This is a genomic window from Homoserinibacter gongjuensis (assembly GCF_030161875.1).
Classification (GTDB): Bacteria; Actinomycetota; Actinomycetes; order Actinomycetales; family Microbacteriaceae; genus Homoserinibacter; species Homoserinibacter gongjuensis.
Genome location: NZ_BSVA01000001.1, coordinates 202,168 through 222,963 on the forward strand (window position 1 = coordinate 202,168; position 20,796 = coordinate 222,963).

General features: G+C 70.5%; 23 protein-coding genes and 4 pseudogenes. 12 read left to right on the top strand and 15 right to left on the bottom strand.

Translation table 11 applies throughout. From position 1 onward, the window contains the following. Positions 1-18 precede the first annotated feature (18 nt). The 5 genes from QQK29_RS01175 to QQK29_RS01195 form a co-directional block, all read right to left on the bottom strand. Positions 19-1,287: a lyase family protein gene (locus tag QQK29_RS01175; RefSeq protein WP_284297105.1), complete on the bottom strand. Its 1,269-nt coding sequence runs from the start codon at positions 1,285-1,287 to the stop codon at positions 19-21. A 31-nt stretch (positions 1,288-1,318) separates the two neighbouring features. Next, complete coding sequence (gene pcaG, locus QQK29_RS01180) at positions 1,319-1,882, bottom strand: protocatechuate 3,4-dioxygenase subunit alpha (RefSeq protein WP_284297107.1); 564 nt, start codon at positions 1,880-1,882, stop codon at positions 1,319-1,321. After that, on the bottom strand, positions 1,882-2,676 hold the full coding sequence (gene pcaH, locus QQK29_RS01185) for a protocatechuate 3,4-dioxygenase subunit beta (protein WP_284297109.1): 795 nt from the start codon (positions 2,674-2,676) through the stop codon (positions 1,882-1,884). The genes pcaG and pcaH overlap by 1 nt, the downstream gene beginning before the upstream one ends. A gap of 85 nt (positions 2,677-2,761) precedes the next feature. Beyond that, positions 2,762-3,532 carry an IclR family transcriptional regulator gene (locus tag QQK29_RS01190; RefSeq protein ID WP_284297111.1) on the bottom strand — a complete coding sequence of 257 codons (771 nt, stop codon included), beginning with the start codon at positions 3,530-3,532 and terminating at the stop codon, positions 2,762-2,764. Positions 3,533-3,534: 2 nt separating this feature from the next. Continuing rightward, a complete protein-coding gene (locus QQK29_RS01195; protein ID WP_284297114.1) occupies positions 3,535-4,011 on the bottom strand; it encodes a MarR family winged helix-turn-helix transcriptional regulator in 477 nt (158 codons plus the stop codon). Positions 4,012-4,102: 91 nt separating this feature from the next. Here QQK29_RS01195 and QQK29_RS01200 point away from each other — a divergent pair, with 91 nt between their 5' ends. The 6 genes from QQK29_RS01200 to QQK29_RS01220 are packed head-to-tail and all read left to right on the top strand — an operon-like array spanning position 4,103 to position 9,686. Next, positions 4,103-5,035, top strand: a complete 933-nt coding sequence (locus tag QQK29_RS01200; RefSeq protein WP_284297116.1) for an SDR family NAD(P)-dependent oxidoreductase — start codon at positions 4,103-4,105, stop codon at positions 5,033-5,035. Between the two features lie 4 nt (positions 5,036-5,039). Beyond that, complete coding sequence (locus QQK29_RS01205) at positions 5,040-5,930, top strand: amidohydrolase family protein (protein ID WP_284297118.1); 891 nt, start codon at positions 5,040-5,042, stop codon at positions 5,928-5,930. Beyond that, a complete protein-coding gene (locus tag QQK29_RS18315) occupies positions 5,927-6,463 on the top strand; it encodes an acyl-CoA dehydrogenase N-terminal domain-containing protein (RefSeq protein WP_431308637.1) in 537 nt (178 codons plus the stop codon). The genes QQK29_RS01205 and QQK29_RS18315 overlap by 4 nt, the downstream gene beginning before the upstream one ends. Continuing rightward, positions 6,364-7,110: an acyl-CoA dehydrogenase family protein gene (locus tag QQK29_RS18320; protein WP_431308762.1), complete on the top strand. Its 747-nt coding sequence runs from the start codon at positions 6,364-6,366 to the stop codon at positions 7,108-7,110. The genes QQK29_RS18315 and QQK29_RS18320 overlap by 100 nt, the downstream gene beginning before the upstream one ends. A 21-nt stretch (positions 7,111-7,131) precedes the next feature. Further along, a complete protein-coding gene (locus QQK29_RS01215; RefSeq protein ID WP_284297120.1) occupies positions 7,132-7,584 on the top strand; it encodes a MaoC family dehydratase in 453 nt (150 codons plus the stop codon). 53 nt (positions 7,585-7,637) lie between these two features. After that, the gene (locus QQK29_RS01220; protein ID WP_431308638.1) at positions 7,638-9,686 is read left to right on the top strand and encodes an acyl-CoA synthetase; all 2,049 of its coding nucleotides are present in this window, start codon (positions 7,638-7,640) and stop codon (positions 9,684-9,686) included. Here the strand turns inward: QQK29_RS01220 and QQK29_RS17595 are convergent. From QQK29_RS17595 to QQK29_RS01250, 5 genes and pseudogenes are all read right to left on the bottom strand, one after another. Beyond that, positions 9,674-10,027: pseudogene (locus QQK29_RS17595) on the bottom strand (PaaX family transcriptional regulator C-terminal domain-containing protein); the annotation flags it as partial. The gene QQK29_RS01220 and the pseudogene QQK29_RS17595 overlap by 13 nt on opposite strands. A 39-nt stretch (positions 10,028-10,066) precedes the next feature. Then, complete coding sequence (locus tag QQK29_RS01235) at positions 10,067-10,867, bottom strand: ABC transporter ATP-binding protein (protein ID WP_284297122.1); 801 nt, start codon at positions 10,865-10,867, stop codon at positions 10,067-10,069. After that, complete coding sequence (locus QQK29_RS01240) at positions 10,860-11,609, bottom strand: ABC transporter permease (RefSeq protein ID WP_431308763.1); 750 nt, start codon at positions 11,607-11,609, stop codon at positions 10,860-10,862. The genes QQK29_RS01235 and QQK29_RS01240 overlap by 8 nt, the downstream gene beginning before the upstream one ends. Before the next feature lie 76 nt (positions 11,610-11,685). Next, the gene (locus QQK29_RS01245; RefSeq protein ID WP_284297126.1) at positions 11,686-12,510 is read right to left on the bottom strand and encodes an ABC transporter permease; all 825 of its coding nucleotides are present in this window, start codon (positions 12,508-12,510) and stop codon (positions 11,686-11,688) included. 80 nt (positions 12,511-12,590) lie between these two features. Further along, positions 12,591-13,577: an ABC transporter substrate-binding protein gene (locus QQK29_RS01250; protein WP_284297128.1), complete on the bottom strand. Its 987-nt coding sequence runs from the start codon at positions 13,575-13,577 to the stop codon at positions 12,591-12,593. A gap of 223 nt (positions 13,578-13,800) precedes the next feature. On the opposite strand from QQK29_RS01250, the gene QQK29_RS01255 reads away from it, so the two are divergent. The 4 genes and pseudogenes from QQK29_RS01255 (at position 13,801) to QQK29_RS01270 (ending at position 17,657) form a co-directional block, all read left to right on the top strand. Continuing rightward, on the top strand, positions 13,801-14,673 hold the full coding sequence (locus QQK29_RS01255; RefSeq protein WP_348533766.1) for a methylenetetrahydrofolate reductase: 873 nt from the start codon (positions 13,801-13,803) through the stop codon (positions 14,671-14,673). After that, a complete protein-coding gene (gene purU / locus QQK29_RS01260) occupies positions 14,640-15,539 on the top strand; it encodes a formyltetrahydrofolate deformylase (RefSeq protein WP_431308640.1) in 900 nt (299 codons plus the stop codon). The genes QQK29_RS01255 and purU overlap by 34 nt, the downstream gene beginning before the upstream one ends. Before the next feature lie 20 nt (positions 15,540-15,559). Beyond that, positions 15,560-16,968: pseudogene (ligM, locus tag QQK29_RS01265) on the top strand (vanillate/3-O-methylgallate O-demethylase). A gap of 77 nt (positions 16,969-17,045) precedes the next feature. After that, complete coding sequence (locus QQK29_RS01270) at positions 17,046-17,657, top strand: PadR family transcriptional regulator (RefSeq protein WP_284297132.1); 612 nt, start codon at positions 17,046-17,048, stop codon at positions 17,655-17,657. Between the two features lies 1 nt (position 17,658). On the opposite strand, the gene QQK29_RS01275 is transcribed toward QQK29_RS01270, so the two are convergent. The 4 genes and pseudogenes from QQK29_RS01275 to QQK29_RS01290 all read right to left on the bottom strand — a co-directional run bounded on the left by QQK29_RS01275 (position 17,659) and on the right by QQK29_RS01290 (position 19,500). Beyond that, a complete protein-coding gene (locus QQK29_RS01275) occupies positions 17,659-17,895 on the bottom strand; it encodes a VOC family protein (protein WP_284297134.1) in 237 nt (78 codons plus the stop codon). Beyond that, entirely contained in the window at positions 17,847-18,071 is a 225-nt protein-coding gene (locus QQK29_RS01280) for a VOC family protein (RefSeq protein ID WP_284297136.1), read from the bottom strand. Before QQK29_RS01280 ends, QQK29_RS01275 begins: the two co-directional genes overlap by 49 nt. A 33-nt stretch (positions 18,072-18,104) precedes the next feature. Continuing rightward, positions 18,105-18,512 (bottom strand): helix-turn-helix domain-containing protein, encoded by a 408-nt coding sequence (locus tag QQK29_RS01285; protein ID WP_284297138.1) that lies wholly within the window; start codon positions 18,510-18,512, stop codon positions 18,105-18,107. A gap of 20 nt (positions 18,513-18,532) precedes the next feature. Then, positions 18,533-19,500 (bottom strand): annotated as a pseudogene (locus QQK29_RS01290) (acetylxylan esterase). A gap of 52 nt (positions 19,501-19,552) precedes the next feature. Between QQK29_RS01290 and QQK29_RS18325 the strand changes: the two are divergent. Together QQK29_RS18325 and QQK29_RS01300 are read left to right on the top strand one after the other, a co-directional pair. Further along, positions 19,553-20,193, top strand: a pseudogene (locus QQK29_RS18325) (MBL fold metallo-hydrolase). Then, positions 20,190-20,516, top strand: a complete 327-nt coding sequence (locus QQK29_RS01300) for a rhodanese-like domain-containing protein (RefSeq protein WP_284297140.1) — start codon at positions 20,190-20,192, stop codon at positions 20,514-20,516. The pseudogene QQK29_RS18325 and the gene QQK29_RS01300 overlap by 4 nt, the downstream one beginning before the upstream one ends. On the opposite strand, the gene QQK29_RS01305 is transcribed toward QQK29_RS01300, so the two are convergent. Beyond that, positions 20,510-20,743 (bottom strand): sulfite exporter TauE/SafE family protein, encoded by a 234-nt coding sequence (locus QQK29_RS01305; protein WP_284297142.1) that lies wholly within the window; start codon positions 20,741-20,743, stop codon positions 20,510-20,512. The two genes, QQK29_RS01300 and QQK29_RS01305, sit on opposite strands and share 7 nt — an antisense overlap. Between the last annotated feature and the right edge of the window lie 53 nt (positions 20,744-20,796).

Sequence of the window (20,796 nt, forward strand, 5' to 3'; positions counted from 1 at the left end):
CGCGCACGATCTCGTCGGTCACGCGTCCGGCCACGCCGAGGTAGCCGCTCGGGTCGAAGAGCGCGTCGAGATCGAGTTCGGCTGCCTCGGGCAGCGCGGCGACGCGGGCGCGCAACGCGCCCCCGCGGCATCCGCCACCAGGGCGTCGAAACGCTCCCGCCCGATGAGCGGGGTGAGGTGGATGGCGAGCCGCTCGCTGAGGATCGCCCCGGCCGTCGCGTCGAGGTTGGCGCGCGCCCGCTCGGGGTGGAGCACGAGGCCCTCGGCGAGCGCCGCGGTGCGCTCCGCCGTGCCGAGCGTGAGGCGCAACAGCTCCTGCAGCGTGGGCCACTCCGCGTGCCAGGCGCCGTCGGGACGCTCGTCGACCGCGAGCCCCGCCGCGAGCTGCAGCGTCGCCAGGAGGGAGGGCGCGCGCAGCGCCGCGGAGCGCACGAGCACGGCATCGACCGGGTTGGCCTTCTGGGGCATCGTGCTCGAGCCGCCCCCGCTCGCGGGAGATGCCTCGCCGACCTCGGTGCGCGCCAGCTGCGCGACGTCGCTCGCGAGCACCCCCGCCGTCGAGACGACCCCGGCGAGGGCGGCGCCGATCGCCGTGACGGGGGCGCGGTCGGTGTGCCACACGGATGCCGGGGCCGCGAGCCCGAGCTCGCGTGCGTAGGCGCGCGGCAGCTCGAGCGCCGCGTCGACCCCGATCCGCTCGGCGATCGCGGCGAGCGTGCCGCCCGCGCCGCCGAGCTGCGCCGGAAGCGTCGCCGCGACGCGCGCGAGTTCCGCGCGGGCGCGCACGAGCCCTCGCGTCCAGAGCGCGGCCTTGAGTCCGAGGGTGGTCGGCACGGCGTGCTGGGTGAGGGTGCGTGCCGCGGCGGGGTCGTCGCGGTGCCGTTCGGCGAGCGCGGCCGTCGCGGCGATCGCGCGCGCGAGCTGCTGCTCGATCGCGGCCGCGACATCCCGGCAGAGCAGCATGAGCGCGGTGTCGAGGATGTCCTGGCTGGTCGCGCCGCGGTGCACCCATCCGGCGGCATCGTCATCGACCGCAGCGACCTGCCGACGCAACAGGGCCACGAGCGGGATCACCGGGTTGCCCCCGGGCACCGCGTCGCGGGCGAGCGCGGAGAGCTCGATCGCGACGGACACGGCCTCCGCGGCGGCCCCAACCGACGCGGGCGCGTGCCCCTCGGCGACGTAGGCGCGCAGCAGCGCCAGCTCGGCCGCGACCATCCGCTCGACGACGGCGGCATCCGACACGGCATCCGCGACGAGAATCGACACCGGCGAGAGCAGTCCCACGTCGTGGGGCTCTGCGGCCTCGGGCCTGTCGTCAGAACTCAAGGAACACGGTCTCCTTCTCGCCCTGCAGCCGCAGGTCGTGCTGCAGGTGACCCTCGGGCGTGCGCGTCGCGATGAGCGTAGCGCGCTCCTCGGCCTCGAGCGCCGCGAGCAGCGGGTCCGCCTGCTGCAGCTGCTCGTAGCCGGGCACGTAGATGCGGGTGTGCAGCTTGTCGGGCAGTCCGCGCGCGAACACGACGACCGCGAAGAAGGGCGCGCGACCCTCGTGACTGCCGGGTTCCCGGGTCCAGAACTCGTAGTGCCCCTCGTCGCTCGTGAAGGCGCGTCCGAAGCCCGTGAAGGTGTGGCCATCGCGACGGAACGCGCCGCGGGCGCGCGGGATCGATCCGTCGCCGTCTGCTCCGAAGATCTCGATCACGGCGTCGGGGATCGGCTCGCCCGCCCCGTCGAGCACCCGTCCGCCGAGCAGGATCGCGCCTGGGCTGTGCGGGAACGCCACCTCGTGCTGGTGGGGATACTCGAGGCCGAAGGCGTAGAACGGCCCGACCGTCTGCCCGGGCGTCGGCTCGAGCCTCTCGCGTGCGGTCTCGTTCATCAGTGCTCCTCGGTCTCGAACCAGGTGGCGTCGGGTCCGTCGACGACGATGTCCCACTCGTAGCCCATCGAGATCTCGGGAACCGAGAGGTCGTGGGCGTAGGCGCCGATGAGACGCTCGCGGTCCTTCTGGCGCGGGATGGTGTTGATGATCGGGTCGAGCGGCAGCAGCGGGTCGCTCGGGAAGTACATCTGGGTCACGAGGCGCTGCGTGAAGCCGTTGCCGAACACCGAGAAGTGGATGTGGGCGGGGCGCCAGGCGTTGACGTGGTTGCGCCAGGGGTAGGGGCCCGGCTTGATGGTCGTGAACAGGTAGCGACCGGCCTCGTCGGTGATCACCCGGCCCGCGCCCGTGAAGTGCGGGTCAAGGGGCGCCGGATGCTGGTCGCGCTGGTGGATGTAGCGCCCGGCCGAGTTGGCCTGCCACACCTCGATGAGCTGGTTGGCGATGGGCTTGCCCCACGAATCGAGCAGGCGTCCACGCACCGTGATGCGCTCGCCGAGGGGCTCGCCGGCGTGCTGGATGGTGAGGTCGGATTCGATCGCGGCCACGTCGCGCTGGCCGAAGGCGGGCGAGTACAGCTCGATCGTCTCGGGGTCGACGAGCCGCGGGTTCTTGGTCGGATGCCGCAGCACGCTCGAGCGGTAGGGCGCGAAGTCGTGCAGCGTGCGGGCCGCATCCGCCGGTGTCCTCGCGTGGATCGCGGCGATCTCGTCGGAGATCTGCCGCTGGCTGGCCTGATCGGGCGCCGCGAGCAGGCTCTCGGGTGCCGCAGCGGGGGTGGATGTGCTCATGTGTCTCCCTTGACGGATGCCTCACGGTGGCACGAGGCACGCGGCGACCGAAGAACCCGATCCCACTGAGTGGGATCCGGGCGTCTCACGGGCGCTCGAGTTCTCGCGCGATGGCGCGTGCCGCGGCGACCACGAGCTGGGCGAGTCGTCGCTCATCGGCGCGCGCGAGATGCGTCACCACGCCGACGGCCGCGGGCGGGAGCCCCGCGCTCGGCGGGATGGGCGCGGCGACCGAGACGTTGCCGAGCGTCATCTCCTGGCGTGTCGTGGCGTAGCCGCGCTCGCGAGCGGTGACGAGCTCTGCCCGCAGCTGCCGCGCATCCGTCACCGAGTACACGGTCTCGCGTTCGAGGGTGCGCTCGAAGAACTCGTCGAGCCAGGCGTCGTCGCGCGTCGCGAGCAGGGCCTTGCCCACGCCCGTCGTGTGCAGCGGATGCCGCCCGCCCATGCGGCTGAGCGTCGGGATCGAGTGCGGCCCGGTCACGCGCCCCACGAAGAGCGCCTCCGCGAGCGCGGGGTCGGTCGTGCTGAGCACCGCGAGGTGCACGTTCTCGCCGCTGACCTCGTACAGGTGGGCGAGGTGCGGGAGCGCGCGCTCCCGCAGCCGCAGCGAGACGGGGGCGAGCTCGCCGAGCTCCCAGAGCCCCGTGCCGATCGTGTAGCCGCCATCGGGGTGCCGCTCGAGCAGGCCGAGGCTCGCGAGTTCGACCGCGAGCCGGTGCGCGGTCGACCGCGCGAGGCCCGTGCGTGCCGCGAGGCTCGTGGCGGTGTGCTGCTCCTCGCCCTCGTCGAAGGCGCGCAGGATGCGCAGCGCGCGTGTGAGAACTCCGTCGCCGCCCCCGCGCCCTCCGCTCATCGTCAGCTCGGGAAGGCGAGGCGCTGCAGGAGTTCCGAGAGCCGCGCGTGGTCGTCGTCGGAGAGCTCGGCGTGCAGCTCGCGCTCGGCGGCGCGCACGGCGAGGCGGGCTTCGGCGAAGCAGGCCTCGCCCTCGGTCGTCGCGACCACGACGTTGGCGCGCCGATCGGCGGGATCCGCCTCGCGCCGCACGAGGCCCCGGCGCTGCAACTCGTCGACGAGCGCCACGACCTGGCTCGGATCCAAGCGCAGGAACTCGGCGAGCTCGCGCTGCGAGGGGCGGGCATCCCCCACCGCGAGCGCGAGCACCGAGTAGGAGCGCACCCGCAGACCGTAGTCGGCGAGGGCGGCGTTGCCCGCCGCGAGCGAGAGCGCGTTGGCGCGCGCGAGCAGGAAGCTCACGTCGTCATCGAGCGGCGAGCCGCCCCGCCGCTGTGCCACGGAGACGCCGCCGCGCGCGCCACCCGCGGGAGAAGCCATGCGGTGATGGTAGCAAACAGTTCAATTCCACATAATTGACATTCTCAATGGAATCGGGCTGTAATAGCTTCACACGACAAGGGAGTAACGCATGTCACTCGAGGGCAAGGTCGCCATCGTCACCGGGTCCGGTCGCGGACTCGGGCTCGCCTACGCGCAGGAGCTCGCCCGCCAGGGCGCCGCGGTCGTCGTGAACGACGTCGATGCGCAGGCCGCCGCCGACGCTGTCGCCTCGATCGAGGCCGCAGGCGGCCGTGCCGCCGCCGTCGTCGCCCCCGTCGGGCCGACCGAGACGGCCACCCAGCTCGTCGAGACCGCCGTGGCGACCTTCGGCCGCCTCGACATCCTCGTCACCAACGCCGGCGTGCTGCGCGACACCGTGCTGTGGAAGATGAGCGACGACGACTTCGACACCGTCATCAACGTGCACCTGCGTGGCACCTTCACGTGCGTGCGCGCCGCCGCGACCCACATGCGTGAGGCCGGCGAGGGCGGGCGGATCATCTGCATCGGCTCCCCCACCGGACAGCGCGGCAACTTCGGCCAGACCAACTACGCGGCCGCCAAGGCCGGCATCGTCGGCATGGTGCGCACCTGGGCCATGGAGCTCGCGCGTGCGAACATCACCGCGAACGCCGTCATCCCCGTCGCCGCGACCGCCATGACCGCGACCGTTCCCTACTTCGCCGCCGCCGTCGAGGCAGACGCCAAGGGCGAGCCCATGCCCGCCTTCTTCCGTCACGACCTCGGCTTCGGCACGGCCGACGACGTCTCGGGCGTCATCGCGTTCCTCGCCTCGGACGCCGCGGCCGGGGTCACCGGCCAGGCCATCGGCGTCGGGGGCGACCGCGTGCAGCTGTGGTCGCATCCGCAGCCCACGGTGACCGCCTACCACGACGGCGGCTGGTCGGCCTCGGATGTGGCGGATGCCTGGGACGCGCAGTTCGCCGGTCACCTCGAGACGGTCGGCGAGAAGTTCCCGCCGCTGCCCGCCGAGCTCCAGGCCCCCGCACCCGACGCGTGATGGCATGACCCGCTACGAACCGGCGATCGATGTCGACGCGCTCACCGCGATCGACCTGCACGTGCACGTCGAGGTCGACGCGCACGGGCACTCCTCGCTGCCGCCCGAGCTCGCCGAGGCGGCGTCCCGGTACTTCAGCACCGACGGGCCGCGCCCCGACCTCGACTCGATCGCCGACTACTACCGCGACCGCCGGATGGCCGCGGTCGTCTTCACCGTCGACGCCCAGACCAACCTCGGCCAGGCACCGCTCTCGAGCGCCGAGATCGCCGAGGGTGCGGCGCGCCACAACGATGTGCTGATCCCCTTCGGCTCGGTCGACCCGCTGCAGGGCGCCGCCGCCGTGGATGCCGCCGCCCACCTCATCGAGGAGCACGGGGTGCGCGGTTTCAAGTTCCACCCCACCGTGCAGGGCTTCGACCCGAGCGATCCGGTGTACGCGCCGCTCTACGCGCTGCTGCAGGATGCCGGGGTCGTCGCCCTCTTCCACACCGGCCAGACGGGCATCGGCGCCGGGCTGCCGGGTGGTCGCGGCCTCAAGCTCGCGCTCTCGAACCCCATGCTGCTCGACACGGTCGCGGCCGAGTTCCCCGAGCTTCAGATCGTGATGGCGCACCCCTCGGTGCCGTGGCAGGACGAGGCCCTCTCGGTCGCCACCCACAAGCACAACACCTGGATCGACCTCTCCGGCTGGAGCCCCAAGTACTTCCCCGCCGAGCTCGTGCGCTACGCGAACTCGCTGCTGAAGTCGCGCGTGCTGTTCGGCTCCGACTTCCCGATGCTCACCCCCGACCGCTGGCTGCGCGATGTGGAGCAGACAGCCCTCAAACCGGAGGTCATGCCGGGCATCCTGAAAGACAACGCCGTGCGTCTGCTGGGGCTCGGCGGGTCATGACCAGCCTCACGTCTCCCCTGGGCATCGACCCCTATGGCTTCGCGTCGACGCACCTGAGCGAGGCCGCTCGCGGCGTGCTCGGCACGCTGGCCGCGACCCTGGAGAGCGACGTCCGCCCGCTCATGGCCGAGGCCTGGGAGACGGCCACGATGCCCGCCGAGGTGCGCGCGACGCTCGCCGCGCTGCGCCTCATGGACCCGGCCGAGCTGAGCGAGGCCGAGGCGGCGTCGAGCATCTACGCGGGGTTCCGCAACTTCGTGCTGGCGCGTGCGGATGTCTCGGTCGCCACCGCCTACAACGCCCAGTCCGGCCTCTTCCGCACCGCCGTGACCCTCGGCGGCTCCCCGAGCAGGCCCGCGAGCTCGATCCGCGGGTGCGTTCCTTCGATCTCGTGGGCGCCTTCGCCCTCACCGAGCCCGAGCACGGCTCCGACATCGCCCAGGGCCTCGCCACGACGGCCCGCCGCGACGGCGAGGGCTGGGTGCTCGACGGCGCCAAGCGCTGGATCGGCGGGGCCGACACGGCCGACTTGATCGCCGTGTTCGCGCGCGACACCGCGACCGACCTCATCCGCGCCTTCCTCGTGGAGCGCACCGCGCCGGGACTGCGCCTCGAGACGATGCGCGGCAAGGTGTCGCTGCGCCCCATGCAGAACATGCAGGTCACGCTCGAGAACGTGCGCGTGCCCGACGACGCACGTCTCGGCCGGGTGAACGGCTGGGCGGATGTCGCACGGCTGCTGCGGGCCATGCGCTCCGACGTCGCGTGGATCGCGACGGGCCTGCAGGCCGGCGCCCTCGAGGCCGCCATCGCCTATGTGCAGCATCGCGAGCAGTTCGGGCGCCCGCTGGCATCCTTCGCCCTCGTGCAGGAGAAGCTCGCGCGCATGCTCGGCAATCTCACCGCCTCGCTCGGCCTCGTCGTGCAGCTCTCGATCCGCCAGGACGCGGGCGACTACCGCGACGAGAACTCGGCGCTGGCCAAGATGTGGACGGCCCTGCACGCCCGCGAGACCGCCGCCCTCGGGCGCGAGCTGCTCGGCGGAAACGGCCTGCTGCTCGAGCACGACGCCGCGCGCTTCTTCGCGGATGCCGAGGCCGTGTACTCGTACGAGGGCACCCACGAGATCACCTCGCTCATCGTCGGCCGAGCCCTCACCGGGCACTCCGCCTTCCTCTGACCCCTTCGAAAGGACACCACCATGACCACGATCGTCGACTACGCAGACGCCGCCGGCCTCGTCGGAACCGACCTCGGCACCTCCGACTGGCACGTCGTCACCCAGGAGCAGGTGAACCTGTTCGCCGACGCCACCGACGACCACCAGTGGATCCACGTCGACCCGGAGCGGGCCAAGGACGGACCCTTCGGCGCCCCCATCGCGCACGGCTTCCTCTCGCTCTCGCTCACCGTCAAATTCTGGTCGGAGCTGTTCGACCTGACGGGCGTGAGCACCCGCGTGAACTACGGGCTCGACAAGGTGCGCTTCGTCTCGCCCGTGAAGGTCGGCTCGCGCGTGCGGATGAGCGCCGTCATCGCCGAGGTGACCGAGGTCGCCGGCGGCTACCAGTTCACGGTCGATCAGACGATCGAGATCGACGGCGCCCCGAAGCCGGCCGTCGTCGCGCGCGGCCTGTACCGCTTCTACGCCTGAGCGACCCCGCATCACGCGGAAACCACCCCGAAACCTCGACGGAGAGGATGCGCATGTACGATCAGGGCCTCGCTTCCTGGATGGACAAGCGTCGGCAGAAGTCGCCCGACAAGATCGCCCTCATCTACGGCGAGGGCGACACCGTCAGCTACCGGCAGCTCGCCGACGGCGCCGACCGGGTCTCGGCGCTGCTGCAGGAGCGCGGAGTGGGCCGCGGCGACCGCGTCGCGCTCATGAGCGAGAACAGCCCCGAGTTCCTGCAGGTGCTCTTCGGCACGGTGCAACTGGGCGCCGTCTTCGTGCCCGTCAACACGCGCCTCGTGGGTCCCGAGATCGCCCACGTGCTACGGGACTCGGGAGCCCGCGTCGTGATCCACGAACCCGACTTCGCCGACAAGGTCGAGGCGGCGCGGCGCGAGAGCGACATCGAGCACGTGATCCTCACGGGTGAGGGCGATGCCGACCGTCCCGGGCTCTCGGCGCTCATCCGCACTGCGACGCCCGGTCATGCGGTGCCCGAGCTGAGCCTGGATGCGCCCGCCGCGATCCTCTACACCTCCGGCACGACGGGGCGCGCGAAGGGTGCGGTGCTGAGCCACCGCAACCTCACCTGGGTCGCCCTCAACACGCTCGTGGACTACGACATCGTGTCCACCGACGTCGCGCTCATGATCTCGCCGCTGTTCCACGCCGCCTCGCTCGGCATGGGCGCGCTCCCCGTCGTGCTCAAGGGCGCCACGATCGTGCTCGAGCGCGGCTTCGAGCCGGGCAGGGCGCTGCGCCTCATCCAGCAGCACGGCGTGACGATGCTGAGCGGCGTGCCGACCACCTATCAGCTGCTCGCCGATCACCCCGACTGGGCGAGCACGGATCTCTCGAGCCTGCGCAAGCTCACCTGCGGGGGCTCCGCGGTGCCGACCCGCATCCTCAACGCCTACGAGGAGCGCGGCCTGTCGTTCTCGCAGGGCTACGGCATGACCGAGACCTCGCCGGGCGCGACCTCGCTCTCGCCGGAGATGACGCGCAGCAAGCAGGGCAGCGTCGGGCTCGCGCACTTCTTCTGCGAGGTGCGCATCGCGGATGAGAACGGTGCGCTCCTGCCGGCAGGCGAGATCGGCGAGATCCAGGTGCACGGCCCCAACGTGTTCCCCGGATATCACGAGCTGCCGGATGCGACCCGGGCCGCGTTCGCCGACGACGGCTGGCTGCGCACGGGCGACCTGGGCTACCTCGACGACGACGGCTACCTGTTCGTCTCGGACCGCGCGAAGGACATGATCATCTCGGGCGGCGAGAACATCTACCCCGCCGAGGTGGAGAACCTCATCAACGACCTCGAGGGCGTCGCGAGTGTCGCCGTCATCGGCGTGCCCGACGAGCGTTGGGGCGAGGTGCCGTGGGCGATCATCGTGGCGCACGGGGATGCGCCGATCACGACCGAGACGGTGCGCGCGCACCTCGAGGGGCGGCTCGCGCGGTTCAAGCATCCGAAGAACGTCGTGCTGGTCGACGAGCTGCCGCGCACGGCGTCCGGCAAGGTCAAGAAGGCCGAGCTGCGGGCGCGCTTCGCGAGCGAGGTCGAGGAGGCTGAAAGAGGCGGCGCGCGCTCAGCGCGCGCCGACCGCGACCGGGCGGGCGACGTCCGCCCCCACGAGCCGCGCGAACGCCTCGGCCGCACTCACATCGAGCTCGCCGTGCCGCGCTCGATGCACCGCGAAGGAGCGATCGGCGGGCCAGTCCTCGTCCATGAACTCGCGCGGCAGCCGCGGGTCGGTGCGCAGCAGCGCCAGCCAGTCGGCCACGAGCATCGTGCGCGCCGAGATCGGATTCTCGCTGCCGTCCGTCTCGCCCGTGCGGCCCCAGGTCTCGATGAAGGCGAGATGGGCCGCGCGGATCGCCTCGATGTCCCACGCGGAGCGCACCGATTGCGCCATCGAGAAGCCGTCGAGCTCACTCGCGCGGAAGGCCGTGATCGACCCGGGCGGCAGATCGTCGCGCAGGGGATCGAGCCGCGTCGCCAGATCGACCTCCCCGGCGCGAGCCAGAGGCCGTCACGCAGCGGGGCGAAGCCGGCCCAGGTGAGCGCCGCCCGCAGGCGATGACGCAGGGTGCGCTGGCCCTCCGAGAGGGTGAAGGTCACGAGGGTCCACCCCTCCCCCGACGGTGCGAAGGGGTTGGCGCCGTGCACGCGTTGACCGCCCTCGCGGAGCACCGCCTCGGCCTCGCGGGTGAGCTCGAACTCGATCTCGCGACCCCGCCGGCGACGCTGCAGCAGGCCGCGCGACGTCATCCGGTCCAGGGTGGCACGCGTCGCGGGCGCGGCGACACCGGCGCCCTCCATGACCTCGAGGATCACGCTCGCGCGCAGCGGATCGGCGTGACGGTCGAGCACGAACTCGCCGAGGAACGCGAGCAGCAGCTGCTTGGGCGCGCGGTTCTGCATCACTCCATCCTTCCCGGACTCCTCGGCCCGCTCGCGCGATCAGGCCGTCGGGCGAACGGCTTCGCCGCGCTTGGCGCGCTGGATCTGCTCGTAGACGTGGGTGCGCAGCTCGGTGAACCGCGGAAGTGCTCGGGTGGTGATCTGGTCGCGCTCCGGGGCGAGGTCGATCGGCAGGTCCTCCTGCACCCAGGTCGGCGACTTCGAGAGCACGATGACACGCTCCCCCAGGTACACCGACTCGTCGATATCGTGCGTCACGAACAGCAGCGACATACCCCGGTCGCGGTGCAACTGCCGCACGAGGTCCTCGAGGTCGGCGCGGGTCTGGGCGTCGACGGCGGCGAAGGGCTCGTCCATGATGAGCACCTCGGGCTGGTAGGCCACGGCGCGCGCGATCGCGACGCGCTGCTGCATGCCGCCCGAGAGCTGCCACGGATAGCTGTTGCCCGCGTGATCGAGACCGACCGCGAGCAGCGCGTCGTCGACGAGCTGGGCACGCTCCTGCTTGGAGAGCTTCTTGTGCTTGAGCGGCAGCTCGACGTTGCCGCGCACCGTGAGCCACGGGTAGAGGCTGCGGCCGTACTCCTGGAAGACGAGCGCCATATTGGGCGGCGGGCTCGTCACCGGCTGACCGTCGAGTTCGATGACGCCAGAGGTCGGCGCGAGCAGGCCCGCGATGCACTTGAGCAGCGTCGTCTTGCCGCACCCCGACGGCCCCACGATGCAGACGAGCTCACCGCGGCGCATCTCGAAGCTGATGTCGCCGATCGCCTCGACCGACCCCGTCGAGGACTCGTAGACCTTCTTCAGCTTCTCGACCTTGAGCAGCGTTTCAGGCACGCTCGACCTCCTTGATTCCGTGGTACCAGCGCAACACGCGCCGCTCGACGAAGCCGAAGATGGCCGCGAGCAGGATCCCCATGAGTCCGAGCAGCAGGATGCCGCTCCACATCTCGGCGATGAGGTAGTTCGTCTGGAAGTAGGTGATGCGGTAGCCGAGGCCCGAGGAGTTGTTGAACATCTCGGAGATGACCATGAGGATGAGCGCGACCGAGAGCGACTGCCGCACGCCCGCCATGATCCGCGGGCTCGCCGAGGGCAGCACGAGGTAGCGCAGGCGCTCGACCCGGGTGAGCGCGTAGGAACGCGCCGTCTCGGTCATCACGGAATCGGTCGAGCGCACGCCCTCGATCGTGTTGAGCAGCACGGGCCAGACGGCTCCCGCGACGATCACGATGACCCGGGTGGCATCCCCCGGCCCGAAGACGAGCATGAGGATCGGAACGAGCACGGGCGGCGGCACGGCGCGGAAGAACTCGAGAGTCGGCTCGAGCAGCTCGCGCAGCCAGCGCACGAGGCCGATGACCGTGCCCGCGACGATTCCGACGAGGATCGACACCACGATGCCGACGACGAGCCGCACGACGCTCGGAACGACATCGGCCGTGAAGGCCGGGCCGATCCAGGTCTCGATGAAGGCCTGGATGATGGCGATCGGACCCGGGAAGAACTTCTGCGGGGAGATCGTGCCCCAGATGCCCCAGATCACGAGCAGGATGAGGGGAAGCCGATCGCGAACCAGATGCTCGACAGCACCGAGCGCGAGCGGCCCGGCGGGCGACGGAGCACGCTGATCGAGCGCGTCATCATGCTGCTGCTCATGCCACATCCTCCCCGCGCACGGACTGGTGCCACGACAGCACGCGGCGCTCGATCAGGCGGAAGATGAGGTTCACGATGAGCCCGAGCAGCCCCGCCACGACGACGTACACGTAGACCGTCGGCACGTCTCCCGCGCCGCGCGCGAACACGATCACGCGCCCGATGCCGGGCACCGCGATGAGCAGCTCGGCCGTCACGGTGAGGATGAGGGCGACGGCGGCGCCGAGGCGCACGCCCGTCATGATGTAGGGCAGCGCAGTCGGCAGCACGAGGTTGCGGAACCGGGAGGCCCGGGTGAGGCCGAAGCTCTTGGCCGTGTCGCGGGCGACCGTGTCGACATCCGCGACGCCGTAGAGCACCTGCACGAACACCTGCCAGAAGCTCGCGTAGACCACGATGAGCAGTGCCGCCGGCATCTGGAAGCCGAACATCAGGATCGCGAGCGGGATGAGCGCGACCGAGGGGATGGGGCGCAGGAACTCGACGGTCGTGTGCGTGAGCCGTCGCAGATACGGCACGAGGCCGATGACGGTGCCGATCGCGACGGCACCGAGGGTGGCGATGAGCAGCCCGAGGAACCAGGTGGTCATCGTGCGCCCGACGTTGCGCCAGAACTCGAGGTCCTGGAACTCGGTGGCGAGCTGGGCGAGCACGGTCGTGGCCGGGGGCAGGAACCGCGCGTCGACGATGCCGAGTGCGGGCAGGAGCTCCCAGGTGAGCAGGAACCCGAGAAGTCCCGCGACGCCCAGCACGAACTTGCGGAGTCCGCGCGCCGGCCGGCGGGAGCGGATCCGCGGCTGGGCGACGGGGGCGGAGGTCATGTGAATCTCTCGATCGGGACGGAACGTGGGCACGACGGGGTGCGGGATACCTCAGCGTGAGGCACCCCGCACCCGTTCGTCTACTGCAGCTTCAGCAGCTTGCCGAAGTCGGGCTTCTGGTCGAGCACGCCGAACTCGACTGCGAGGTCGGCGAGGTCTTCGAGTCCGGCCTCGTCGATCGTCGAGGTGAAGACCGGGAGGGTGATGCCGGCGGCCGCAGCCTCCGGGATGCCCATGTTCTTCACGATCGCCGCGCGCACCGCGTCAGGGTTCTCCTGCGCCCAGTCGAGTGCCTCGGTCATCGCGTCGGAGTAGTCCTTGACGAGCTCCGGGTCTTCGTCGATGAGCTTCTGCGTCGTGATGTTGGTGAGCAGCGAGAGGCCCGGGATGGTCGCCTGGTACGGGTGCACCACGATGAGGCCGTCACCGCCCGCCACCATCGACATGAACGGGTCGGGAACCCAGGCCGCGTCGATGTTGCCGGCCTCGAGCTGTGCCTGGGCGTCGGGGAACGCGACCTCGACGAATTCGATCGTCGTGGGGTCGCCACCGGCGTCCTTGACGGCCTTCATGATCGTGACATCCCCCGCGGCTCCCAGCGAGTTGACCGACACGCGCTTGCCCGCGAGGTCGGCCGGGCCCGTGATGCCCGAGGACTTCAGCGCCACGACGGCGTTGACATCCTTCTCGGCGTCGGCACCGAGCGAGCTCGCGTAGTTGCTGATGATGGGCGCGCCGAGGTCGGCGAGCGCCGCGCGGAACGGACCGAACGGCTGGCCGATCGCGAACTCGATGTCGCCGTTGAGCAGACCCGGGATGGCCTGGGCGCCGCCCTGGGCCGGAACGACCTCGACCTCGATGCCGTGGTCGGCGAAGATCCCCTCGTCCATGGCGGCCCACAGGGCGCCGGTCTCGGCGATCGGGAGCGCCGCGACGCGAACGGTGCGCAGCTCGCCGGAATCGTTGTCGACGGGTGCGCTCGAGGGTGGTGCGGCGGAATCGGTGCACGCGCTCAACGCCAGAACGGCGGCGGCGCCGATGGCGATTGCGCTCAGGGCTTTCTTCATTGAACAGGCCTCTCAATATGTGGGGTGGCTCAGCACATCACTGTGCCGACAGTGTCATGGTCTGGTACCCCTCGCCGATTGTCAAGACTTTCGTGACGAGCGTCACAAAACTCTTGAATAACGACAGACTCGCGCTGGTGCCTATCGACATTACCTATCGACATAGGTATGGTTCGGGTCAGCGCACGTCGTCGTGCGTCTCGACGTCGAGAGGAAGCCCCGCGTGGATGCCGCCGGATCGCCCGCGAAGGATGCCAGCCGTGCCCTGCTGGCCGGTTTCTCGCTCGAGATGACGGGCAAGGACATCCCGGGCCTCGACGACGCCGCCGCCCTGCTGCCGCCCGGAACGCGCGTGAATGTGACCTTCCTCGGCAACGAGGACCTCGAGATGCGCCTCGCCGCCGCGCGCGCGGTGCAGGCGCACGGCCTCGTGCCGGTGCCCCACATCTCGGCGCGCCGGCTCGCCTCGCACGATGCGCTCGAGGAGTTCCTCGCGCGGCTGCAGGAGGCCGGCCTCAGCGAGCACGTGTTCGTGGTCGGCGGCGACCCCGCGACCCCGGAAGGTCCCTACGCCTCCTCGCTCGACGTCATCCGCACCGGCATCCTCGGCGACTACGGCGTGCGCGAGGTGAACATCGCGGGCTACCCCGAGGGCCACCCCGACATCCCCGAGGCCGAGCTCTGGGCGGCGCTCGAGCACAAGACCGCCGCGCTCGCCGAGCAGGGGCTCGCGAGCGTCATCATCACCCAGTTCGCCTTCGACCTGGATGCCGTCCTCGCCTGGATCGCCCAGGTGCGGCAGCGAGGCATCCGCTCGCTCATCCGCGTCGGCACCCCAGGACCCGCGGGCATCAAGCGGCTGCTCGCCTTCGCCTCCCGGTTCGGCATCGGGGCGAACGCCATGATCGTGCGCAAGTACGGCTTCTCGCTCACCAACCTGATGGGAACGGCGGGGCCGGAGAAGTTCGTGGCCGAGCTCGGCCGGCGCCTCGCGACCGACCCGGCGGCCGGCGAGGTGGCGCTGCACTTCTACACCTTCGGCGGCCTCCCCGCGACGGCGGAATGGGTGCGCAGCCACGGGGGCGAGGGGTCGTGACGCTCGCCGCATCCGTGCTCGACACCGGCTGCCTCATCGTGCACGGGCCCGACCGGCCCGGCATCGTCGCGGCCGTGACGGCGCTCATCGCCCGACACGAGGGCAACATCGTCAGTCTCGACCAATACTCCGACGACGCCGACGGGGGCGCGTTCTTCCAGCGAGTGGTGTTCCACCGCCCCGACTTCGCGGCCGCGATCCCCGAGCTCGAGGCCGACCTCGACGCGACCCTCGGCGCGTTCGGCCTCGAGTGGCGCCTCACCGACCAGTCGACGCCGAAGCGGATGGCGGTGCTCGCCTCCCGCTCCGATCACTGCCTGCTCGAACTGCTGTGGCGGCACCGTCGCGGTGAGCTCCCGGTGGCGATCCCGATGGTCATCTCGAACCATTCGACGACCGCCGAGAGCGTGCGCTCGTTCGGCATCCCGTTCTTCCACGTGCCCTCGCACGGACCCGACAAGACCGAGGCCGAGACGGCGTTGCTGCGCCTGCTCGTGGGCAACGTCGACTTCGTCGTGCTCGCGCGCTACATGCAGATCCTGAGCGACGACTTCCTCGAGCGGCTCGGGGTGCCGATCATCAACATCCACCACAGCTTCCTGCCCGCCTTCATCGGGGCGGCGCCCTACCGCAAGGCGAAGGAGCGCGGGGTCAAGCTCATCGGCGCGACCTCGCACTACGTGACCCCCGAGCTCGACGAGGGACCCATCATCGAGCAGGACGTCGCGCGCGTGACCCACGCGATGACCGCCGCCGACCTGCAGGCGCGCGGAGCGTACGTCGAACGCGAGGTGCTCTCCCGTGCCGTGCAGTGGCACGCCGAAGACCGCGTCATCCGACACGGCAACCACACGATCGTCTTCTGACGCGGAAAGAGAGGAACACCATGGCAGCCGCCACCCTGCAGCAGGTACTCGACGCATCCGGCAACCCCGTCGAGCTGCTGCGCAATTCGCAGATCGGGTCGTACATCTACCCGGTCGTGCCCGCCGACTTCCAGAACTGGATCAAGGAGCAGCGCGCCTGGCGCGAGACCTCGGTGCTGTACGACCAGTCGCACCACATGGACAACCTGTTCCTGCGCGGCTCCGACGCCATCCGGCTCATCTCCGACACGGCCATCAACTCGACCGCGGTCTTCCCGGTCGACAAGGCGAAGCAGTACGTGCCGACCACCGCATCCGGTCACGTCATCGGCGACGGCATCCTGTTCCACGAGGCCGAGGACGAGTACGTCTACGTCGGCCGCTCCCCCGCGGCCAACTGGCTGCTCTTCCACGGCGAGACGGGCGGCTATGCGAACCTCGACATCGAGGTCGACCGTCGTTCGCCCTCGCGTCCCTACGGTCACGCGGTGTCGCGCCGGTACTACCGCTTCCAGATCCAGGGCCCGACGGCTTGGCAGGTCATCGAGAAGCTCAACGGGGGCCGCTCGAGCAGCTCAAGTTCTTCAACATGAGCACCATGACGATCGACGGCACCACGGTGCGCACCCTGCGCCACGGCATGGCCGGTGCCCCGGGGCTCGAGATCTGGGGCCCGTACGAGCACCACGACCGCATCCGCGACGCGATCGTGGAAGCCGGGGCCGAGTTCGGCCTCGTGCCGGTCGGATCGCGCGCGTACCCCTCGAACACGCTCGAGTCGGGATGGATCCCCTCGCCGCTGCCCGCGATCTACACCGGCGAGGCCGAGCGCGCCTACCGCGAGTGGCTGCCCGCCGACGGCTACGAGGCCACCGGCACGCTCGCCGGCTCGTTCGTGTCGGACGACATCGAGGACTACTACCTCACCCCGTGGGAGCTCGGCTACGGCTCGTTCATCAAGTTCGACCACGACTTCATCGGGCGTGACGCGCTCGAGAAGGTCGACCCCGCCACCCAGCGACGCAAGGTGACGCTTGCCTGGAATGGCGAGGACCTCACCCGCATCTTCGGCTCGCTGTTCACACCCGACGGACCGCACTACAAGTTCTTCGACCTGCCGCTGGCGAACTACGGCTCGGCGAACTACGACTCGGTCGTCGACGCCGACGGCACCGTCGTGGGCTTCTCGATGTTCACGGGCTACAGCTCGAACGAGCGCAGCGGGCTCTCGCTCGCGACGATCGACGCAGACGTGCCCGAGGGAACCGAGCTGCGGGTGGTGTGGGGCGAACCGAACGGCGGCAGCCGCAAGGCCGCGGTGGAACCGCACGAGCAGACCGAGGTGCGCGTCGTCGTGAGCCCCGTGCCGTACTCGGCGGTCGCACGCGTCGAATATCACGGCGGATGGCGCACCGGCTATCGCGCCTGAGAGCGGATGCGGGGCGCCCCTGACGCGCGGGCGCCCCGCATCGCGCCGTTAGCCTGGAGCCGAGAGGGAAGGGGCCCATGAGTCTGCGGTACGCGCTGCTGGCGATCCTCCGGGTCGGACCGCTCTCGGGGTACGACCTCGCCAAGCAGTTCGCGCAGTCGGTGGGCCACGTGTGGCACGCGCCCGACTCCCAGATCTATCCCGAGTTGCGCAAGATGGAGGCCGAGGGCCTCGTCGAGGGCGAGCAGCAGGCGCGCGGCGAGCGCGGCCACCGTCGGCTCTACCACGTGACCCCTGCCGGCGATGCCGCCTTCACCGACTGGATGGCGGCACCGCTCGACTATCAGCGGGTGCGCGATCCCGCCCACCTGCGCGCCGCCTACCTCGAGGCGACGACACCGGATGCCGCCCGCGCGTTCCTGCGGGCACACCGCGCGCAGTGGCAGTCCGAGCTCGAGCAGTGGGAGGGCGAGCTCGTGCGGATCGACACCGTCACCAACCCGATGCTCGCCCGCCGCATCGCCGTGACCGCCGAGCAGGACCGCGAGCGCACGATCGCCTACAAGCGCTTCACCTACGAGGGGCTCGTGGCGCGCGCCCGCATCGAGATCGAGTGGGCCGAGCGCGGCCTCGCCCTCGTCGACCGGCTGAGCGATGATCCGGATGCCGGCCCGGCCGGCGGCAGGTGACTCACTCGTACGACGGGATGCGCCCGATACGGATCGGGTTGCCGAACGGATCGCGGATGCCGAAGTCGCGCCCGTAGCCCTGATCGGTGGGCTCCTGGGTGATGTCGACCCCCGCAGCCTTGAGCCGCTCGAACTCGCCGTCGACGTCATCCGAGAGGAAGGCGAGCCAGCCGCCGCCCGCCCCCTTGCTCACGAGCTCGCGCACCTGCTCCTCGGTGGCGGGGTCGTGCGCGGGCACCCCGGACGCTCGAGCAGGATGTCGTGCTTCTCGCCCGGCACGCGCACCGTGAGCCAGCGCATCGGGCCGAACTGCACGTCGGCGCTCACCTCGAGCCCGAGCAGCCCCACGTAGAACTCGAGCGCCTCGTCTTGATCGAGCACGAAGATCGACGACAGGTTGTTGGATGTCAGCATGGTTCCTCCGGTTCGGGATCGTGTTGCTTCACGCTACGAGTCGGGGCCCCGCGGCGCTTCTCCGAAAGTGCTGGGTCTGCCCCAGCGCATGATGAAGGAGCCCGAGTTCGGTTCGATCGCTCCGTCGGCCGCGGCGCGATACCGGCTCGGCGAGCTCCCGACGACCTCGGTGAAGGTGCGTCCGAAGGTGCCGACGCTCGTGAACCCCACGGCGAAGCAGATCTCCACGATCGGCGCGTCCGTGGTGCGCAGCAGGAACATCGCGCGCTCGACGCGCCGCCGCTGCAGGTAGCGGTGCGGCGTCTCGCCGAACACCCGGCGGAACTCGCGGATGAAGTGCGCTTTCGACATGAACGCCACGGCTGCCACGGACGCGACGTCCAGCGGCTCGGCGTAGTGCCTGTCCATCGTGTCGCGGGCGCGCAGCAGCCGGCGGTTCACCTGCTCCGCGTCGCGCGACACTAGTTGCCGAACACCTCGTGCAGGATCCGCACGTTCTCGCCGTCGGTCTGCGCCGCGCCGCCCTCGTGGCCGTTGAAGGGGAACACTTCGATCTGCTTGGGCCCCGCGTAGGCGTTGTAGGCGCCGAAGACGGTCGAGGCCTTGCAGGTCTCGTCCATGAGCGCGACGGTGAACCAGGCGGGTGCGGTCGCGCGGCGCGCGAAGTTCACGCCGTCGAAGTAGGCGAGAGTCTCGAGCACGTGCGCGACCTTGGTGCGGTGCTGGGCCAGGTAGCGCACGACCTCGTGGTACGGGTCCTTGTCATGGATCGTGAGGGCGCGCGGGAAGTCGCACAGGAACGGCACCTGCGGTAGCACGGCACGAAGTCCTCGACGAGGCCCGCGACGGCGAGCGAGATGCCGCCGCCCTGGCTGCCGCCCAGCACGGCGATGCGCTCGGCGTCGACGAACTCGAGGGTGCGCACCGCGTCGATCGCGCGAACGGCATCCGTGAACAGCCTCCGGTAGTAGTAGCTGTCTCGGGAATCGATGCCGCGCGTCATGACACCCGGAATCTGGGGGCCCGTCTCGCCGGAGTCGGCGGTGTCGCCGATCGACCACCCCGAGCCCTGACCGCGGGTGTCGACGAGCAGGTGCGCGAAGCCCGCCGAGGCGTAGAGCAGGTTCTCGGTGGGCCGGCCGCGCCCTCCGCCGTAGCCCTGGTACTGCACGACCGTCGGAAGCGGCCCCGCAGCGCCCCGCGGCATCCGCAACCAGGCGCGGATGGGCTGCCCGCCGAATCCCGGGAAGGTCACGTCGAACACGTCGAGCGTGCGCAGCCCCACCTCGACCGCGTCGAGTCGGGCGCCCGCCGGGGCCGCCGCGCGGCTGGAGGCGAGGGTCGCGTTCCAGAACGAATCGAAGTCGGCGGGGTCGACCTGCGCGCTGCGGTAGGCGCGCAAATCGGCTTCGGGGAGATCGACGAACATGGCATCCCTTCACTACGGTCCGCCCTCACCCTAGAGGCATAGAGTCGGCTGCATGAACGTGACGAAGTACGAGCACTCCTGCATGGTCGTGAGCAAGGGCAACGCCCGACTCGTGATCGACCCCGGCATGTTTCTGGCCACCCTGCCCGACGCCGCGGGGGTGGTCGCGATCGTGATCACGCACGAGCACGCCGATCACTTCTCCGTCGACCGCGTGAGCGAGCTGCTCGAGGCGAATCCCGATGCCCGCGTCTTCGGGCCGCAGGGGTCGCGGATGCCGCTGCGGCATCCGGCATCGAGGTCGAGGTCGTGCACGCGGGCGACACCGTCGAGGTGGAGCCGTTCTCCCTGCGCTTCTTCGGCGAGACGCACAACGTGATCCACTCCTCGATCCCCGTGATCGACAACGTGGGCGTGCTCGTCGACGACGAGTTCTTCTACGGCGGCGACTCCTACACCGAACCCGGCGTCGAGGTCGAGCTCATGGCGGCCCCGGTCGGGGCGCCGTGGCTCAAGATCGGCGAGGCGATGGACTACGTGCTCGCGGTGAAGCCGCGGCGGGCCTTCCCGGTGCACGACATGACCCTTTCGGTGGCAGGCAAGAAGATGCAGGCCGACCGGCTCGCGTGGGCGACGGAACAGGGCGGTGGGGAGTTCCACGTACTCGAGCCGGGCGAGTCGATCGACCTGTGAACGAGCCCGAGGAGGTCACCCCGAGCGAGCTCGCTGCGCTGATGGAGTCGGGCGAGCCGCTGCAGCTCGTGGATGTGCGGGAGACCTGGGAGGTCGAGCTCGCGGCGATCCCCGGCGCCATGGTGCTACCGCTCGGGCGCTTGCCCGAGCTCGTCGACGCGCTCGATCCCGAGGTGCCGATCGTGGCGTACTGCCACCACGGCATCCGTTCTGCGCAAGCCGCGAGCTACCTGATGGCCCGGGGCTTCGACGAGGTGCGCCACCTCGCGGGCGGGATCGACGCGTGGGCCGAGGAGATCGATCCGCAGTTGCGACGCTACTGAGTCGCCTCGCGGTTCGCCTCAGAGCAACCATCCGGGCAGCGCGGGGCATGCAGCCCCGCGGTGAAACCCACGATGACGACGGCGAGTCCTGTGGCGTAGCCGATGAGATAGGCGAACGCGGATGCCTGACCACGCGGTGCGAGCAGCAGCACGACCATCGCTATGATCGGCACGCTCGAGAGGGCGACGGCGATCGAGATCGGCAGCAGTACGCCGAGCACGTCCATCCGAGCGCTCCTTCCCCGGATGGGGTCACCCTACTCGCGGAACGCCGAAGGCC

What these genes read in the sequence shown, in the direction of transcription:
- pcaG (WP_284297107.1), bottom strand. Translation starts at nt 1,882, where the DNA reads ATGAACGAGACCGCACGCGAGAGGCTCGAGCCGACGCCCGGGCAGACG.
- pcaH (WP_284297109.1), bottom strand. Translation starts at nt 2,676, where the DNA reads ATGAGCACATCCACCCCCGCTGCGGCACCCGAGAGCCTGCTCGCGGCG.
- QQK29_RS01190 (WP_284297111.1), bottom strand. Translation starts at nt 3,532, where the DNA reads ATGAGCGGAGGGCGCGGGGGCGGCGACGGAGTTCTCACACGCGCGCTG.
- QQK29_RS01195 (WP_284297114.1), bottom strand. Translation starts at nt 4,011, where the DNA reads ATGGCTTCTCCCGCGGGTGGCGCGCGCGGCGGCGTCTCCGTGGCACAG.
- QQK29_RS01200 (WP_284297116.1), top strand. Translation starts at nt 4,103, where the DNA reads ATGTCACTCGAGGGCAAGGTCGCCATCGTCACCGGGTCCGGTCGCGGA.
- QQK29_RS01205 (WP_284297118.1), top strand. Translation starts at nt 5,040, where the DNA reads ATGACCCGCTACGAACCGGCGATCGATGTCGACGCGCTCACCGCGATC.
- QQK29_RS18315 (WP_431308637.1), top strand. Translation starts at nt 5,927, where the DNA reads ATGACCAGCCTCACGTCTCCCCTGGGCATCGACCCCTATGGCTTCGCG.
- QQK29_RS01215 (WP_284297120.1), top strand. Translation starts at nt 7,132, where the DNA reads ATGACCACGATCGTCGACTACGCAGACGCCGCCGGCCTCGTCGGAACC.
- QQK29_RS01220 (WP_431308638.1), top strand. Translation starts at nt 7,638, where the DNA reads ATGTACGATCAGGGCCTCGCTTCCTGGATGGACAAGCGTCGGCAGAAG.
- QQK29_RS01245 (WP_284297126.1), bottom strand. Translation starts at nt 12,510, where the DNA reads ATGACCTCCGCCCCCGTCGCCCAGCCGCGGATCCGCTCCCGCCGGCCG.
- QQK29_RS01250 (WP_284297128.1), bottom strand. Translation starts at nt 13,577, where the DNA reads ATGAAGAAAGCCCTGAGCGCAATCGCCATCGGCGCCGCCGCCGTTCTG.
- purU (WP_431308640.1), top strand. Translation starts at nt 14,640, where the DNA reads ATGGGTGCGCAGCCACGGGGGCGAGGGGTCGTGACGCTCGCCGCATCC.
- QQK29_RS01270 (WP_284297132.1), top strand. Translation starts at nt 17,046, where the DNA reads ATGAGTCTGCGGTACGCGCTGCTGGCGATCCTCCGGGTCGGACCGCTC.
- QQK29_RS01280 (WP_284297136.1), bottom strand. Translation starts at nt 18,071, where the DNA reads ATGCTGACATCCAACAACCTGTCGTCGATCTTCGTGCTCGATCAAGAC.
- QQK29_RS01305 (WP_284297142.1), bottom strand. Translation starts at nt 20,743, where the DNA reads ATGGACGTGCTCGGCGTACTGCTGCCGATCTCGATCGCCGTCGCCCTC.